Origin of the sequence: Corynebacterium lubricantis DSM 45231 (assembly GCF_000379425.1) — a bacterium.
Classification (GTDB): Bacteria; Actinomycetota; Actinomycetes; order Mycobacteriales; family Mycobacteriaceae; genus Corynebacterium; species Corynebacterium lubricantis.
This window is the reverse complement of sequence record NZ_KB902181.1, coordinates 47,667-63,066: the sequence shown is the minus strand read 5'-3', so window position 1 is coordinate 63,066 and position 15,400 is coordinate 47,667. Positions and strand designations below refer to the sequence as shown.

Sequence of the window (15,400 nt, the reverse complement as noted above, 5' to 3'; positions counted from 1 at the left end):
ATATGCGTTATGAGCACATCTATTGATAAGACATTTCCGCACTCCTTGTACACGCAGCGCATCTCGCGCGCCCAGAAGCTGTGCCGAGAGCGGTCGCTGGCCGGCGTCATCGTGGGCACGGGTCCGGAACTGGCGTATCTCACCGGGTCGTGGATTTCCTCCCACGAGAGGCTCACGGCGCTGACCATCCCGGCCACGGGTCAGCCGCGCTTGGTTGCCCCGATGACCGATATCGGCGCGCTCGAGCTCGACGGCGTCGACATCGTCGGGTGGCAGGACGGTGACGCCGTTTACGAACTCGCAGTCGCACCGCTCGGCAGCGGCACGGTCGGGGTCGGCTCATCGCTCACGGCCGATCATGTGTTGACGTTGCAGTCGCTTCTCGACGAGCACTCGGCGACCGTTTTGGCCACCGATGTGCTGGCCGAGTTATTCATGTCGAAGGACGAGGCTGAGCTGGAACAGCTTCGCTTTGCCGGTGGCGCCATCGACCGGGTGCATGCGCAGGTGCCTTCCTTGCTGCGTGCCGGGCGCACCGAGCGCGAAGTTGCCGCGGACCTGGAGCAACTCATCCTGGAAGAACACGACGTGGTGGATTTCGTCATCGTTGGCTCAGGTCCCAATGGTTCCAACCCGCACCATTCTTTCTCCGACCGCGTCCTGGAGGAGGGTGATCCTGTGGTCGTTGATCTCGGTGGCACGGTCGGAGTGGGGTATCACTCGGACTGCACTCGCACCTATCAGGTGGGGGAGGTGACTAACGAGGAGTTCCTTCGTGCCTACAGTGTCTTGCAGCAGGCCCAGCAGGCTGCCTGTGACGCGGTGCGTCCCGGCATTACCGCAGGTGAACTGGATGCGGTGGCGCGAGACATCATCACCGAGGCGGGATTTGGGCAGTGGTTTACGCACCGCCTCGGTCACGGCATCGGCCTAGCTATGCACGAGGCTCCGTTCATTATCAGCGGCAATGACGTCGTGCTGCAGGAAGGGATAGCGTTTTCCATCGAGCCTGGAATTTATAAGCCGGGCGAGTGGGGAATGCGCATAGAGGACATTGTTGTTGTAGGGTATACACAAGCAGAATACTTAAACTTTCAACCAAAGGATTTGCGATGACAACCCAAGCACTCTTCGTGGGCCACGGCTCACCGATGAACGCCATCGAGGACAACACCTTTACCCGGAAATGGGCCGAAATGGGCAAGAGCATGGCGCCGCGCGCCATCCTGTCCGTTTCCGCGCACTGGTACACCCGCGGCACGGGTGTGACCGCTATGACCGATCCGAAAACCATCCACGACTTCTGGGGCTTCCCACCAGAGCTCAACGCTGTTGAGTACCACGCACCGGGCGACCCTGAGATCGCAGAATTAGTCTCCGACATTGCCAAGCCCACCCTGGTGGAGCAAGACTTCAACTGGGGCCTCGACCACGGCACCTGGTCGGTGCTTAAGCACATGTTCCCAGAGGCCACCATCCCCGTGGTGCAGCTGTCCATCGACGGCACCAAGCCACTGGAGCACCACATCAATTTAGGTCAGAAGCTCGCCCGCCTCGCGGAAGAAAACGATGTGCTCATCGTCGGTTCCGGCAACGTCGTACACAACCTGTCCATGGTGCAGTGGCAGGCAGGCGATACCGGCTTCGGCTGGGCTGACTCCTTCGACGAGGCTGCCGCAGAACTTATGGCTACCGAACCAGAGCGCCTCGCCGCACTGGAATCCCACGAGGCCTACCAGCGTGCAGTGCCAACGCCGGATCACTTCCTTCCTTTGGCCTATATCGCAGGTGCCGCCTCCGCGCTGAAGGGCACCGAGGTCGGGGAGTTCAACAAGCAACGCACCATGGGTTCACTGTCGATGACTGGCTTCACCGTCAACTCCTAGTTCCCGGTAGCGGGCCACCCAGTAGACTAGCGGGCATGAATTCTGGCCCCATCCTGGTCCTCGGTGGCACGAGCGATATCGGTATCGAAATTGCCCAACGCCTGTGCGCCGGCCGCGACGTCGTACTCGCCGCCCGACGCCCAGAGGCACTCGAGGACAACATTGCGCTGCTACGCGCAGCCGGTGCCAAAGAAGTGCGCACCGTCGCCTTTGAAGCAACAGACACGGATTCCCACCGCGGGTTAATCACAGCTGCCCAACCCACCACGGCCATTGTCTGCTTCGGTATCTTAGGCGACCAACAGCGAGCAGAACTCGACGAGCACCACGCCGTCGAAATCGCCGCGGTGGATTATTTGGCGCAGGTATCGGTCCTGACCGTACTCGCCGACGAGATGACCTCCGGCGACATCATCGCCTTTTCCTCCATCGCAGGCTGGCGCGCCCGTCGCGCGAACTACGTCTACGGCTCGACGAAGGCCGGCCTCGACGCCTTTTGCCAGGGCCTGACTGATCGCCTGCATGGCACACCCGTCCGCCTGATCACCGCTCGGCCAGGGTTTGTCATCGGCTCCATGACCGAAGGCATGAAGCCTGCAATCATGTCGGTCACCCCGGATGTCGTCGCAAAGCATGTCGTTGACGCCATGGAGAAGAAGGGGAGTCGCACCGTCTGGATTCCTCGTCCGCTGCAATTACTGGCCTGGATCATGAATGTGGTTCCGCGACCTATTTGGCGCAGGATGCCCCGTTAAATTTCCGGCCACATTCCCAACATGCCCACAGCAACCCGCTGTGGATACTTAAGACAGAAGGCAGGTAGTCTGGCACCATGCCTTTAGTGCTTGGATATGTGCTTGTAGAACTGGTCGCGTTTATCGCTTTAGGTGCATGGATCGGCTATGGCTGGGCGATCCTCACCGCAGTCGGTCTCATGCTGTTCGGTTCACTCCTCGCGAGCATCTCGCTGCGTCGCACCTTGCAAGCCGCCAACTCTCCGCAGGCTAATGCGGGACGGATCGCAGGGGACACCGGCCTGATCATGGCCGGTTGGGTCCTCAGCCTGGTTCCAGGAATTGTGTCTTCCATAATTGGGCTGCTTTTGGTCTTTGGCCCGACTCGCGCGCTGATTCGACGCAGCGCCGCCCGCCGCCTCACACACGGCATCGAGGACTTCGGTGTCCGCATGTACGAGCAGTCTCCGATGGCCCAGCAGCACACTCAATATGGTTCCTTCGGCGATGACTCCGCTCGGCGCCAGCACCCGTCTCAGGGTTATGCTCACCCCATGGATCAAAACGATATGGTGATCGACGAAGAAGAAATCAAGGAATGGTCCGAGGGCCTCGACCCGGACGATTTCAAGGAGGGTAAGTGATCCTACTTGCCCGGTTGCTCCTAGCCGCGGTTTCCGGGGTACTCGTCTACGCCTCCTACGAGCCAATCGGCTGGTGGGGAGCGGGTATCCTGGGGATCGCGTTGTTTTATGCCTCCCTCATTCCATGGAAACAGCACCGTCCCACCGGTTGGGCCGGTGCTTTACTCGGGTTCGTTCACGCGCTCGCGCTTTACCTCCTGCTTTTGCCGTGGATCGGTGAATTCGTCGGCAATCTGCCCTATATCGCTCTCTCCATTGTCCTGGCGCTATACGCACTGGCCACCGGCGCCTTCGGTGTGCTCATCGCGCGGCACAAGTGGGGCTTTCTCGCCTTCCCATTCATCTATGTGGCCGTCGAATTCGTCCGCTCGTCGTTGCCCTTCGGCGGATTCGCCTGGGTGCGTCTCGCATGGGGCCAAATCAACGGGCCGCTCGCCGACCTCTCGCCCTGGGGCGGCCCAGCCCTCGTCACCCTGGCCACGGCCCTCATAGGTTGTGGCATCGTCGGCCTACTCGCCTCGCTGCGCGGCGGACTAGTTGCCATCGTCGTCCCGCTTGTGCTGGCCATCGGCGCCGGATTTACCGTGAACAACCCCGCCCACACCACAGAAGAGGTCACGGCCTCCGCGGTCCAAGGCAACGTCCCCCGCATGGGCTTGGATTTCAACGCGCAACGCCGCGCCGTGCTCGCCAATCATGCCCGCGAGACGCACAAGCTCGCCGACTCCGGGGAGCAGCCCGATATCGTCATCTGGCCCGAGAACTCCTCTGACGTCAATCCGTTTACAGATCCTCAAGCACGTTCGCTTATCGACGACGCCGTCGCCGCAGTCGACGCCCCCGTACTTGTCGGGACGATCACGCGAGACGAAGTCGGCGCGCGAAACACTATGGTCGTTTTCGACCCAGAGACTGGGCCCGGTGACTACCACAACAAGATCTACCTGCAGCCATTCGGCGAATACATGCCCATGCGCGATTTTTTCCGGCTCTTCTCCGAATACGTTGATCTAGCCGGTGACTTTAAACCTGGCAACGGCGACGGCACCGTTTCCATGCGAGGCATCGTGGTGGGTGTAGCCACCTGCTACGAGGTGATCTTTGACGCGGCCTACCGCGACGCGGTTCTCAATGGCGCACAGATTCTCACCACACCGACGAACAACGCCACCTTCGGATTCACCGATATGACCTACCAACAGCTCGCGATGAGCCGGATGCGGGCCATCGAGCTTGACCGCGCCGTCGTGGTTGCGGCGACCTCCGGTGTTTCTGCCATCGTGCACCCCGACGGCACCGTGTCCCAGGAAACGGGCATGTTTGAGGCGGCAACCCTCACTGAGACGCTTCCACTGCGAGATTCCATCACCTTTGCCGCGCGATACGGGCAGGTCGTCGAATGGATTCTCGTCGGTATGGGCGTATTATTGATGCTTGCATCGGTTGTATTGCGCAAGCGCAGGTAAGCTCGTGCCTAAACCACGCCACCAGAAAGCAAAGGAGCCCGGAACGTTGTCCAAGGTTAGTGACTCAACGCTGGTAATCATCCCAACTTATAATGAGGTTGAGAACCTCCCGCTCATCGTGGGACGTGTGCGCAAGTCCACTCCTCAGGTCGATATCTTGGTGGTCGACGATAGCTCTCCCGATGGCACCGGTGAGAAGGCTGACGAAATGGCAGCCGCGGACGAGAACATCAACGTGCTGCACCGCGAGACCAAGGACGGTCTGCTTGGGGCCTACATCCGTGGCTTCGAGTGGGCACAAGAAAAGGGCTATGAAGTAGTCGTTCAAATGGACGCTGACGGCTCCCACGCTCCAGAACAGCTCCACCTTTTGCTCGAGCAAATCGACGACGGCGCGGACCTAGTCATCGGTTCTCGCTACGTCGAGGGCGGCAAGGTTGTGAACTGGCCAAAGCAACGTTACCTTTTGTCCAAGGGTGGCAACCTGTACATTTCGCTTGCCTTGACCGGCGATATTAAGGACATGACTGCTGGTTACCGCGCGATTCGTCGCGAAGTGTTGGAAACCATCGACGTGCATGAACTCTCGAAGAAGGGCTACATCTTCCAAACGGAGTTCGCATTTAGGGCGATTCAACAGGATTTCGACGTGCGCGAGGTGCCCATCACTTTCACCGAGCGTGAGCTGGGTGAATCCAAGCTGGACGCAAGCTTTGCAGGTGAGTCACTTGTAGAGGTCACCAAGTGGGGCATTGAGCACCGCCTGAGCCAGTTGAAGGACGTCACCTCCTATGCAACAAGCTTGGCTGGTTATGAGCTGAAGCACTCGAAATTGGCTGAGGCACCGAAGGACATCCGACGCGTCTTCAAGCAGGTCACTGGAATGGTTTCTGAGGGAGCCAAGTTGGCCAAGTACGAAGTACAGCATTCCTCACTCGCTGACGTACCTGGAAAGGTACAAGAAGGCGCCCAGCAAGTCACTGGCATGGTCTCCGAAGGCGGCAAGCTGCTAGATTACGAAGTCAAGCACGCCCGCGGCGAGGTTTAGCAAGAGAAAGGCCGGATCTGCATGAACCAGAAACAACAGGCCATTATGCCGGCCCAACTCCCACCAGGTCCTGCCGAGCGAACGATGTACTCGTATGGCGTCCGTGCCGGCGATTTCCTTCATATCTCCGGCATGGTTGCCTTTGACCAGGAAGCCAACATCGTCGGTATAGATGACATCGAAGCGCAAACCGATCAGGTGTTTCAGAACCTCCAAGCGGTCGTGGAGGAAGCAGGCGGATTCCTGGAAAATATCATCTCCACGACGACCTACTTGGTCGACGTCACCGATGCACCAGTAGTCAACATCGCTCGCGGTCGCTACTTCACCGGGAAAGTTCTGCCCACCCACACAGTCGTGGGTGTAGCGGCTTTAGCCCGTCCGGAATTCCTCGTAGAGATCTCAGCAGTCGCCTATCTCGGCGCATAGCAAAAAGCACTCAGACTAATTTAAAGTCTGAGTGCTTTAGTTTTAAGCGCTTAGCTCTCGCCCTGCTGTTCCTTTGCCAGGCGAGCAGCGCTGCGACGACGCTTACGCAGGTGCTCCAAGCGCTCCTCAAGGAGGACATCGAGCTCCTCAATGGAGCGACGCTCACGCAGCATGTCCCAGTGGGTACGAGGGGGCTTGGTTGGCTTCGATTCAACGCCTTCACCCTCAATCAGGGTGCCAAGCTGACCGTTCTTGCACATCCATTCCTCTGGAATTTCCGCATCATCAGCGAATGGAACATCAAAGATTTCACCTGATGGAGTCTGGTACTTGACCATCTGGCGTGGGGCGAGGTCATGGTCACGGTCAGTTTCGTAGCTGACTGCACCCATGCGGCTTCCGCGCAATACGCGATCTGCCATGTAGCATCCATCCCTTCATTTAAGGGTGCCCAAGACAAGGGCACCATTACGTTCTTCCTATTATAACGGCGATGACATTTAGTTTGTTCCCTGGGTGGACTAGGATATAAATCCGTGACTGTTCACCTTGAGCCGAAGAGCCCCACCTGCTTGTGGTGCGGACGTGAATTAGCTCAGCAGAAGGGGAGAGGCCGTCGTCGGAAATACTGCAGCGCCACCTGTAAGCAGCGTGCCTACGAGCAACGCAACAATATTTCTGGGACTCCCATTCCTCAAGACGCAGTGATCATGCGCCCGGAGAAGGCAGATGATCTTCGCGATAATCTTTATGCGCTTCGTTGCGCTGCGGAGGACATTGCCACTGCATCGCGTGAAGGTGCAGATCCGGATGAGATAAATGAGCTGTGTGACGAACTCGTCACCATGGCCACAAAGATTGAGAGATTGAGGTAGGCGTGCAGAAAAGGTCAAAGACAACCAATGTGATATTGGCGGTCGTCGTACTCGTGATCTTGGCTTTAGCCGCGTTTGCGTTATTTCCGGTGATCTACACACTCGTGATGGGCGCTGGAGTAAAAACTGAAGGAATCAACGAGCAAAGGACGCAACCTGCAACTACTGAGGTCGATGGCGAGTGGCAAGTAAATACCGCGCCTGGGCCTAATTCTTCGTCAGCGGGATTCACCTTTTACGAGGTGCTGCCCGCAGAGCGTAAGGTCACCTCGGGTTCGACTGAAGGTGTAACTGGTGCAGTAACAATCGCTGAAGGTCAGGTGAAGGCTGGCGAGATCACCGTCGACATGACGAATATCGTCACAGATCGGGATGTCCGTGACGTAAATGTGCGGCAGAAGATCCTGCACACCGATGAATTCCCTGAGTCCAACTTTGTCCTGACCGAGCCTGCTGATGTATCAAATCTCCCGGATGACGGCTCGATCGGCAATGTTGAGCTGACCGGTGATTTGACCATCCATGGAGAAACGCGCCAGATTACCCATACATTTGACGTAGTGCGTTCTGGTAACAATCTCATCGTCGCCGGAGACATTCCGATCAACCGTCAGGACTACGGCGTGGAGTCTCCAGAGTTTGTTGCGGCGACGATTGCAGATGAAGGCGAAGTGAACCTGCGCATTAATCTTTCGCAGGCTTCGAACTAAGAGGGAGATCTCGCATGGCTCAGAAAATGATCCCAGCCATCTGGCTGCGGCTGATTGTGGTCATCTTGTTTACGATCTTCGTCGCCTGGCAAGGAATGTGGTTCATTGCCGTTGTGGGCGCATTGCTGGCCCTGATGTCGGCATATCAGCTCATAATGGCTTATCGGGAGTCAAGGAAATAGTCCCAAGTAATTACGTCACATTGACGTAATTGGGGACATTGTCCCTCTCCGGCAATTGTCCGATAATGTACATTATGTCAACTAAGATTTTACCGGCGGTACCTCTGGCTCATACTGCTTTGCCAACGGCGCGTAGTCTTCCCACACAATCTCATTGACGTCCCCTCCCGCCATCGCCACTTTCCAGCGTTCCAGATAAAACTCCCAACCCGCGCCGACGTCGGCGGCCATCGACTCAAAGCCAACGATGTCCTGAATAAACTCCACGCGGGTGCGCGTCTCGTCGATGGGCTGAAACTTCAGGATCAGCGACCACGGTGCGCCGTTCGGATCGTAGATATGCACATCGAGTAGATCCGGAGCCTCGCAGCGATTGATCGTAACCTTGCCCGGATTGTCGGGTGCTTCGACCATGGCGAGTTCGACCTCGCCCGAGGCCGGGTCTCCCGTGAAGGCACCATAGAACGTGACGAGTGTGTCCGATGTGGTGACGAAGTCCCACACCGCCTGCTGCGGATAATCAAATTCGACAGGAATGATGAGCGAGCCGTTTTCAATGCGGCCTGTTTTATCTTGTGGCATGCCACCTAGGGTACGCCCGAAAATGGCGGCTAAAATGGTTCCTCGTGAGTAGTTTACATAACGTAATACCGCTATTGAGCGAGCTGATCCAAAAAGATACGGTATCCGGCCAGCCTGAAGCCCAGCGTGAGCTACAGCAAATCGTCGCAAAGTTCTTGAACGAGCGAGGGTCCTTCATTCTCCGCGACGGCGGCACGCGCTACCCGTGGACTCTCATGGCTACGGACGAGGCACCGGAGGTGCTCTTTGCCTGCCACGTCGACGTTGTGCCTCCCGGTAACCCCGCTCTGTGGTCGCGCGACCCGTTCTCCGGCGTTGTCGCTGATGGTCGCGTCCATGGGCGCGGCAGCGTTGATATGAAAGGTGGCATCGCAGCCGCCGTCGCAGCGTTGCTTTATGCCAATGAACAGGGTTTTTCGGCCGGTCTCCTACTTACCGCCGACGAGGAGGTAGGCATCCTCGGTGCTAGCGATGCGGCCCCAGCCCTGCCTCTGCCCGACCCGCGCCTGATCATCATTCCCGAGCCCACGGATAACGAATATTCCCTGGGCCACCGCGGTGCCAATTGGTTCAAGGTCACGGCGACGGGAACGTCCGCACACGCCTCGACACCAGAGCTGGGCGTCAACGCCATCCAGTTGTTATGCGAGCGGATCGTCGCCAAGCTTGATAAATTCCCCGCGCGTCACGACGATTACCTCGGCGCCGACACGATCAGCCTGGGCACCATTTCCGGCGGCACGTCGCCCAATATCGTCCCAGAATCTGCCGAACTCGTCCTCGACATCCGCACCGTTGGGAGCTCGCAACCATTCAAAAACTGGCTGCGTGAGCTGTGTGGCGACGATGGGCGCCTCACCGTAGAAACCGTGGCTGATCTCCCACCACTGAGGCCGCACACCCAATTGGAAGTGTTGGCAAGCCACACTGACGCGGGCCCACAAACCTATGTCACCGACGGAGCCGTATTGCATCAGCGTTTCCCCAGCTCAAGTGTAGTAATTTGGGGCCCAGGCGAGCGCTCCCAGATGCATGCGGTGGACGAATCACTGGATCTCACAATGCTGGAGACGGCGATCGAAAACTATCAGGAATTGCTGCGCAGCATGAATTAATTCGCAGGTCTACACTGGCCTCCATGACCGCACAATTTACTTCGTACCGACGTTTTCCAGGCACCGCAGCCCAGGCAATGGAGCTGTACAACTCGGTGTTCGGCGGAGAACTCCAGATCATGAAATTCGACCAGGTCCACACCGCTGAAGAAGTCGGTGGAGCCGAAAACCTCGACCTCGTCATGCACGCAGAGCTGCGCGTTAACGGCGAGCCCATCCTCTTTGCCTCTGACTCCCCTGACGCGCAAGAACTTATCCTTGGCAATGACACTCCCGTGGCCATCACCGGCGGCCCAGAAGACCTCGAACAGATTCAGGGTTGGTGGGATCAGCTCAGCGCAGATTCCGAGATCAGCATGCCTTTCGGCCAGGTCCCGTGGGGCGCGTCCTTCGGCATGCTGCAAGACAAGTTCGGCACCCACTGGTTCTTCAACGTCGGCAACTAGGTCCCGATCGCGCTAGCGCCTGCCACCTCGGTGGCGGTGCGTCAGCGTAAACTGCACCACGTCAATCATCCCCAGCGCAGCCAGCGCCTCCCGCAACGATAATTGCCAGATCCACAGTCGGCGATACACCACATCGAACCCGTCGGCCGCTGCCTCGCGGAGCTGACCAGTGAACATCTTTCGCTGCAGCCTTAACGTCAGCTCGAGGTGCTTCGGGGCATGCACTTCGCCAACAACTCGCAGGCCAGTTCGCTTATCGACGAGTTGCCGAAAACCTTCGACCGTAGGATAGTCCAGCGCTGGCCACACATACGCCCGCAGCGACTCGAGAGACGCCGAGCCTGCCTGATTCATCAGATCCGTCGCTACCACCGACTGCAGCCCAACGCGCCCGCCTGGAGCTAGGAGTCGATCGATTGCTGAGAGATATCCCGCGCGTTGCTGATGCCCCAAGGTTTCTAGCTTTTCCATGCTGGCGATGCCGTCGTACCTGCCGTGCCACGAGCCAGGGTTCAACGAGGCGTCGTCGAGAAGCTCTGTGTGCACTGCCTCAGAAACCCCGGCGAACGTGAACCTTTCACTGATCGCCGCGGAGACTGCGGGATCCGATGTGACAGTATCTACTGTCGCGCGCTGCTGCGCCGCGGCGATAGCGAACGCGCCACCCGCCGACGGATATTCCAATACGTGGCTTCCCGGCCCGACCGACAGTGTCTCGAGGATTGCTTCCACGCTGCGACGTTGGGCATCGCCAAGATCGGCGCGCTCCACGTCGACGGGTTCGCTGATCTCGGTCACATCGATGAAATGGGTGGCCGGTTCGTTGCCTCGTCCCGCGCCCCGGACATGCGAATCGGCTTTGATGCGCTGCGTCGTCGGTACGCCAGTGGCGAAGCGGCCGGCGAATGAGCTCATGCCATCGCCTGAGTAACGAGCCACGAGTTCCGGCGGAATCTCTCCTCCGACGAATGTGCTGTTCGGATCGATGCGAGTAGTCCTCGGGCGATAATTGGCCGAGAGCAGCTCCTTGAGAACTCTGGCGAGGTCCTCGGGGGTTTCGGTCCGCCACTCTCCTGCGAGGTAGCCCTCGGCCAGGCCAACCCAGCCGCCCTCAGCGAGGCGGTTAAACAGTTCCGGATACTCAATGACGAGGTCAGGTGTTGTGTCCGACTCGTCAACGCGTAGGTGCAGCCCAGCCGCTGCGACGGCACGGGCAAATTGCGCCTCTGCCAAACGGCTCCGCACTTTCATGCCAAATCCGTCTGGGACCGACGCTACGCCGGGCCACATATCGGTATCGAGTGCGCGAGTGTGGGGAGGGTTGATCACGCCAACTACCATATACCGGCCGATTAACATTCTTTGGCAGGCGCGTGGGTCGCGATTAAACCGTATGAGCGTATGATTAATCGCTGTAACGGTCAGCGCAAGTTTAAGCCAATCGCTAAACTGGCATGTGGCCTGAAAATACCCGGAGCAATACTTAAATACAAGGAGTGTCACTTTGTCTGACAAGCCATACCGGCCTGCTGGCAGCCGCCATCATGTAGTTATCATCGGTTCTGGCTTCGGTGGTCTTTTTGCCGCCCAAAAGCTCGCTGATGCAGAAGTAGACGTCACCCTGATCTCCCGCAGCAACCACCACCTCTTCCAGCCACTGCTGTACCAGGTGGCTACGGGCATCCTTTCTTCCGGCGAGATCGCCGGCTCCACCCGTCAGATTCTGTCTAAGCAGCAAAACGCTTCCGTAGTCAAGGGCGATGTCAGCGACATCAACGTTGAGGCAAAGACTGTCACCGTCGATCTGCCTTCCCGCACTCAGGAGTACGAATACGACTCTTTGATCGTTGCTGCAGGCGCCGGCCAGTCCTACTTCGGCAATGATCACTTTGCTGAATTCGCCCCAGGTCTGAAGACTTTGGACAACGCACTGGAACTTCGCGCGCGCATCGTCGGCGCTTTCGAACGTGCAGAGGTCGCAGAGACCCCTGAAGAGGTCGAGCGTTTGCTTACCTTCGTCGTCGTCGGTGCCGGCCCAACCGGTGTGGAGATGGCTGGCCAGATCGCTGAGATGGCAACACGTAGCTTCAAGGACAACTTCTCTAACTTTGAGCCTTCTCAGGCAAAGGTCATCCTGCTCGACGGCGCGCCTCAGGTGCTGCCTCCATTCGGCAAGCGTCTGGGCCGAAATGCACAGCGCCAGCTGGAGAAGCTCGGCGTTACCGTTCGCCTCAACGCCATGGTGACCAACGTCGACGAAGAAACAGTGACCTTTAAGGACACCAAGTCCAACGAGGAAACCACCATCTACTCCCGCACCAAGATCTGGTCCGCTGGTGTGGCCGCTTCCCCACTGGGCAAGCTTATCGCTGAGCAGACTGGCCTCGAGGTCGACCGCGCTGGCCGCGTCCCAGTGAACCCAGACCTGTCGGTCGGCGACGAGCGCAACGTCTTCGTCGTGGGCGACATGATGGGCCTTGATCGTCTTCCTGGTGTTGCTCAGGTGGCAATCCAGAGTGGCGAGTACGCCGCTGAAGCCATCAAGAATCAGGTCAACGAGGATCAGACCCCAGATCAGCGCGAGCCTTTCAAGTACTTCGACAAGGGCTCCATGGCCATTGTTTCCCGCTTCTCCGCCGTGGTGAAGATGGGCAAGGTTGAGGTCACCGGCTTCCTGGGCTGGATCATGTGGCTCGTTGTGCACGTGATGTTCCTGGTTGGCTTCCGTAACCGCCTGGTCTCCATGTTCACCTGGGGCCTCAACGCTCTCTCGCCACGTCGCTACAACCTGGCTACCACCTCTCAGCAGATGCACGGTCGCACCGGCTTTTTGAAGCTGAAGCGCTCCCTTGCTGATTCTGAGCTGGCGCATGCAGAAATCCGCGACACTTCGAAATTTGGCGAGCAGTAAACACAAAGTAATCTGCGCCACCTAAAGCAACATCACTGCCCGGCCCACCGTTCATTCGGTGGACCGGGCTTTGTCTTGGGGCTAGAGTGGGATGTATCAGTTAATAGGTTTACCAGTGATTATGGTCACTTCTAAGGGGGTACCCCAAAAAGGTATTACCTATATAATTGTAGTGAACGTGGCGGGCGCGCTCCGTGTTGTTTGGATGATAGAGCGTGAACTCCACCCCAGCTCAACTAAACATCCTCGCGAAAGGAACCCAGACGTGACTGTTGTCACCACTTCCACCCAGCAAGCTTGGGAAGGCTTCGATGAAGGCCCCTGGACCGACGAAATCAACGTTCGTGACTTCGTCCAGCGCAATTACACCCCCTATGACGGCGACGCTGCATTCCTGTCGGGGCCGACGGAGAAGACGCTCCGCACCTGGGACCATCTAGAAAAGAACTATCTCTCCGTCGAGCGCGAGCGTCGCGTCTACGACGTGGACACCGATACCCCAGCGGACATCGATGCCTTTGACGCAGGCTTTATCTCCGACGACGATAACGTGATCGTCGGCCTGCAGACCGATACGCCACTTAAGCGCGCGATGATGCCAAACGGCGGTTACCGCATGGTCAGGCAAGCAGTGAAAGAGGCCGGCAAGGAAGTCAACCCTGCAGTCGAGACTGCATTCACCAAGTACCGCAAGACCCACAACGATGCCGTCTTCGACATCTACACCCCGCGCATTCGCGCGGCACGCTCGGCGCACATCATTACCGGCCTGCCCGATGCTTATGGTCGCGGTCGCATCATCGGCGATTACCGTCGCGTGGCACTCTATGGCGTCGATGCGCTTATCGACGAAAAGCTGGTCGCCAAGGATAAGGTTGCCGATCAACCCTTCAGCGAGAATTGGGCACGCTACCGCGAGGAACACTCCGAGCAGGTCAAGGCGCTGAAGAAGCTGAAGACCATGGCGGAGAGCTATGGCTTCGATATCTCCGGTCCAGCTACCACTGCCAAGGAAGCTGTGCAGTGGACCTACTTCGGTTACCTCGCCTCGGTCAAGAGCCAGGACGGCGCGGCAATGTCCATCGGTCGCCTCTCTGCGTTCTTCGATATCTATTTCGAGCGCGACCTGGCAAAGGGCCTGCTCGACGAGGATGGCGCTCAGGAAATCATTGACGCCCTCGTCATTAAGCTGCGTATCGTGCGCTTCCTGCGCACCGAGGACTACGATCAGATCTTCTCCGGCGACCCATACTGGGCAACCTGGTCTGATGCGGGCTTCTCCGACGATGGCCGCCACCAGGTCACCAAGACCTCGTTCCGTCTGCTGCAAACCCTGCGCAATCTCGGCCCTGCACCGGAGCCAAACATCACCATCTTCTGGGACTCCAACCTGCCTTCCGGTTACAAAGAGTTCTGTGCCGCGATCTCCATCGAGACCTCGTCCATTCAGTACGAGTCTGATAAGCAGATCCGTGACCGCTGGGGCGACGACGCGGCTATTGCCTGCTGTGTCTCCCCGATGACCGTGGGCAAGCAGATGCAGTTCTTCGGCGCGCGCGTCAACGCTGCGAAGTCCCTGCTCTACGCCATCAACGGTGGCCGCGACGAGATGACCGGCAAGCAGATCACCACCGAGCACACTCCCATCGAGGGCGACGGCCCACTGGACTTCGACGAGGTCTGGGAAAAGTACGAGCTCATGCTGGACTGGGTCATTGGCACCTACGTCGAGGCACTGAACATCATCCACTACGCGCACGACAAGTACGCCTACGAATCCGTCGAGATGGCGCTGCACGATTCCGACATTGTGCGCACCATGGGCTGTGGCATCGCCGGCCTGTCCATCGTCGCTGACTCGCTCTCTGCGATTAAGTACGCCAAGGTCTACCCAGTGCGCGACGAAACAGGCTTGGTCGTCGATTACAAGACTGAGGGTGAGTTCCCCTTCTACGGCAACGACGATGACCGCGCCGACGACATTGCTGCCACCGTCGTCCACACCGTGATGGAGAAGATCAAGGCCATCCCGATGTACCGCGATGCTGTACCTACCCAGTCTGTCCTGACGATTACCTCGAACGTGGTCTACGGCAAGAACACCGGTTCCTTCCCATCCGGCCACGAGGCGGGCACCCCGTTCGCGCCAGGCGCTAACCCTGAAAACGGTGCCGACAGCCACGGCATGGTTGCCTCCATGCTCTCGGTGGGCAAGCTCGACTACAACGATGCGCTGGACGGCATCTCGCTAACCAACACCATCACCCCATCGGGCCTTGGCCGCACCAAGGACGAGCAGATCACCAACCTGGTGGGAATCATGGACGCCGGCTTCATCATGGACACTGGCGAATAAATCAACCTCACACACT

Annotated in this window: 17 protein-coding genes; 14 read left to right on the top strand and 3 right to left on the bottom strand. The window is 58.4% G+C overall.

The genetic code is table 11. The annotated features are described in order from the left end of the window. Window positions 1-9: 9 nt before the first annotated feature. From A37O_RS0100325 to A37O_RS14335, 7 genes are all read left to right on the top strand, one after another. On the top strand, window positions 10-1,116 hold the full coding sequence (locus A37O_RS0100325) for a M24 family metallopeptidase (RefSeq protein ID WP_026195997.1): 1,107 nt from the start codon (window positions 10-12) through the stop codon (window positions 1,114-1,116). After that, window positions 1,113-1,886, top strand: a complete 774-nt coding sequence (gene ygiD / locus A37O_RS0100320; protein ID WP_018295494.1) for a 4,5-DOPA-extradiol-dioxygenase — start codon at window positions 1,113-1,115, stop codon at window positions 1,884-1,886. The genes A37O_RS0100325 and ygiD overlap by 4 nt, the downstream gene beginning before the upstream one ends. A gap of 35 nt (window positions 1,887-1,921) precedes the next feature. After that, window positions 1,922-2,641 (top strand): SDR family oxidoreductase, encoded by a 720-nt coding sequence (locus tag A37O_RS0100315; protein ID WP_018295493.1) that lies wholly within the window; start codon window positions 1,922-1,924, stop codon window positions 2,639-2,641. A 77-nt stretch (window positions 2,642-2,718) separates the two neighbouring features. Next, window positions 2,719-3,264, top strand: coding sequence for an FxsA family protein (locus A37O_RS0100310; RefSeq protein WP_018295492.1), 546 nt, complete (start codon window positions 2,719-2,721; stop codon window positions 3,262-3,264). Beyond that, window positions 3,261-4,730 (top strand): apolipoprotein N-acyltransferase, encoded by a 1,470-nt coding sequence (gene lnt, locus A37O_RS0100305; protein ID WP_018295491.1) that lies wholly within the window; start codon window positions 3,261-3,263, stop codon window positions 4,728-4,730. Before A37O_RS0100310 ends, lnt begins: the two co-directional genes overlap by 4 nt. A gap of 46 nt (window positions 4,731-4,776) precedes the next feature. Further along, entirely contained in the window at window positions 4,777-5,778 is a 1,002-nt protein-coding gene (locus A37O_RS0100300; RefSeq protein WP_018295490.1) for a polyprenol monophosphomannose synthase, read from the top strand. A 21-nt stretch (window positions 5,779-5,799) separates the two neighbouring features. Beyond that, a complete protein-coding gene (locus A37O_RS14335; protein WP_018295489.1) occupies window positions 5,800-6,207 on the top strand; it encodes a RidA family protein in 408 nt (135 codons plus the stop codon). Window positions 6,208-6,257: 50 nt separating this feature from the next. On the opposite strand, the gene A37O_RS0100290 is transcribed toward A37O_RS14335, so the two are convergent. Next, window positions 6,258-6,629, bottom strand: a complete 372-nt coding sequence (locus A37O_RS0100290; protein ID WP_018295488.1) for an RNA polymerase-binding protein RbpA — start codon at window positions 6,627-6,629, stop codon at window positions 6,258-6,260. A 114-nt stretch (window positions 6,630-6,743) separates the two neighbouring features. On the opposite strand from A37O_RS0100290, the gene A37O_RS0100285 reads away from it, so the two are divergent. The 3 genes from A37O_RS0100285 to A37O_RS16620 are packed head-to-tail and all read left to right on the top strand — an operon-like array spanning window position 6,744 to window position 7,974. Then, the gene (locus tag A37O_RS0100285) at window positions 6,744-7,082 is read left to right on the top strand and encodes a hypothetical protein (protein WP_018295487.1); all 339 of its coding nucleotides are present in this window, start codon (window positions 6,744-6,746) and stop codon (window positions 7,080-7,082) included. Between the two features lie 29 nt (window positions 7,083-7,111). Then, window positions 7,112-7,792 (top strand): YceI family protein, encoded by a 681-nt coding sequence (locus A37O_RS0100280; protein WP_245533761.1) that lies wholly within the window; start codon window positions 7,112-7,114, stop codon window positions 7,790-7,792. Between the two features lie 14 nt (window positions 7,793-7,806). Further along, window positions 7,807-7,974, top strand: coding sequence for a hypothetical protein (locus tag A37O_RS16620; protein WP_018295485.1), 168 nt, complete (start codon window positions 7,807-7,809; stop codon window positions 7,972-7,974). Between the two features lie 81 nt (window positions 7,975-8,055). Here A37O_RS16620 and A37O_RS14330 read toward each other — a convergent pair whose 3' ends face one another. Next, on the bottom strand, window positions 8,056-8,556 hold the full coding sequence (locus A37O_RS14330; RefSeq protein WP_018295484.1) for an SRPBCC family protein: 501 nt from the start codon (window positions 8,554-8,556) through the stop codon (window positions 8,056-8,058). A gap of 44 nt (window positions 8,557-8,600) precedes the next feature. On the opposite strand from A37O_RS14330, the gene A37O_RS0100265 reads away from it, so the two are divergent. Both A37O_RS0100265 and A37O_RS0100260 read left to right on the top strand, forming a co-directional pair. Further along, window positions 8,601-9,671: a M20 family metallopeptidase gene (locus A37O_RS0100265; protein WP_156802448.1), complete on the top strand. Its 1,071-nt coding sequence runs from the start codon at window positions 8,601-8,603 to the stop codon at window positions 9,669-9,671. 23 nt (window positions 9,672-9,694) lie between these two features. Beyond that, on the top strand, window positions 9,695-10,117 hold the full coding sequence (locus tag A37O_RS0100260) for a VOC family protein (protein WP_018295482.1): 423 nt from the start codon (window positions 9,695-9,697) through the stop codon (window positions 10,115-10,117). A 12-nt stretch (window positions 10,118-10,129) separates the two neighbouring features. Here A37O_RS0100260 and A37O_RS0100255 read toward each other — a convergent pair whose 3' ends face one another. Next, window positions 10,130-11,458 (bottom strand): SAM-dependent methyltransferase, encoded by a 1,329-nt coding sequence (locus A37O_RS0100255; protein WP_018295481.1) that lies wholly within the window; start codon window positions 11,456-11,458, stop codon window positions 10,130-10,132. Window positions 11,459-11,621: 163 nt separating this feature from the next. Here A37O_RS0100255 and A37O_RS0100250 point away from each other — a divergent pair, with 163 nt between their 5' ends. Both A37O_RS0100250 and A37O_RS0100245 read left to right on the top strand, forming a co-directional pair. Next, entirely contained in the window at window positions 11,622-13,028 is a 1,407-nt protein-coding gene (locus A37O_RS0100250; RefSeq protein ID WP_018295480.1) for an NAD(P)/FAD-dependent oxidoreductase, read from the top strand. Between the two features lie 265 nt (window positions 13,029-13,293). Beyond that, window positions 13,294-15,384, top strand: coding sequence for a pyruvate formate lyase family protein (locus A37O_RS0100245; RefSeq protein ID WP_018295479.1), 2,091 nt, complete (start codon window positions 13,294-13,296; stop codon window positions 15,382-15,384). Window positions 15,385-15,400: the final 16 nt, after the last annotated feature.

What these genes read in the sequence shown, in the direction of transcription:
- A37O_RS0100260 (WP_018295482.1), top strand. Translation starts at nt 9,695, where the DNA reads ATGACCGCACAATTTACTTCGTACCGACGTTTTCCAGGCACCGCAGCC.
- A37O_RS0100310 (WP_018295492.1), top strand. Translation starts at nt 2,719, where the DNA reads ATGCCTTTAGTGCTTGGATATGTGCTTGTAGAACTGGTCGCGTTTATC.
- A37O_RS16620 (WP_018295485.1), top strand. Translation starts at nt 7,807, where the DNA reads ATGGCTCAGAAAATGATCCCAGCCATCTGGCTGCGGCTGATTGTGGTC.
- ygiD (WP_018295494.1), top strand. Translation starts at nt 1,113, where the DNA reads ATGACAACCCAAGCACTCTTCGTGGGCCACGGCTCACCGATGAACGCC.
- A37O_RS0100290 (WP_018295488.1), bottom strand. Translation starts at nt 6,629, where the DNA reads ATGGCAGATCGCGTATTGCGCGGAAGCCGCATGGGTGCAGTCAGCTAC.
- A37O_RS14335 (WP_018295489.1), top strand. Translation starts at nt 5,800, where the DNA reads ATGAACCAGAAACAACAGGCCATTATGCCGGCCCAACTCCCACCAGGT.
- A37O_RS0100325 (WP_026195997.1), top strand. Translation starts at nt 10, where the DNA reads ATGAGCACATCTATTGATAAGACATTTCCGCACTCCTTGTACACGCAG.
- A37O_RS0100315 (WP_018295493.1), top strand. Translation starts at nt 1,922, where the DNA reads ATGAATTCTGGCCCCATCCTGGTCCTCGGTGGCACGAGCGATATCGGT.
- A37O_RS0100255 (WP_018295481.1), bottom strand. Translation starts at nt 11,458, where the DNA reads ATGGTAGTTGGCGTGATCAACCCTCCCCACACTCGCGCACTCGATACC.
- A37O_RS14330 (WP_018295484.1), bottom strand. Translation starts at nt 8,556, where the DNA reads ATGCCACAAGATAAAACAGGCCGCATTGAAAACGGCTCGCTCATCATT.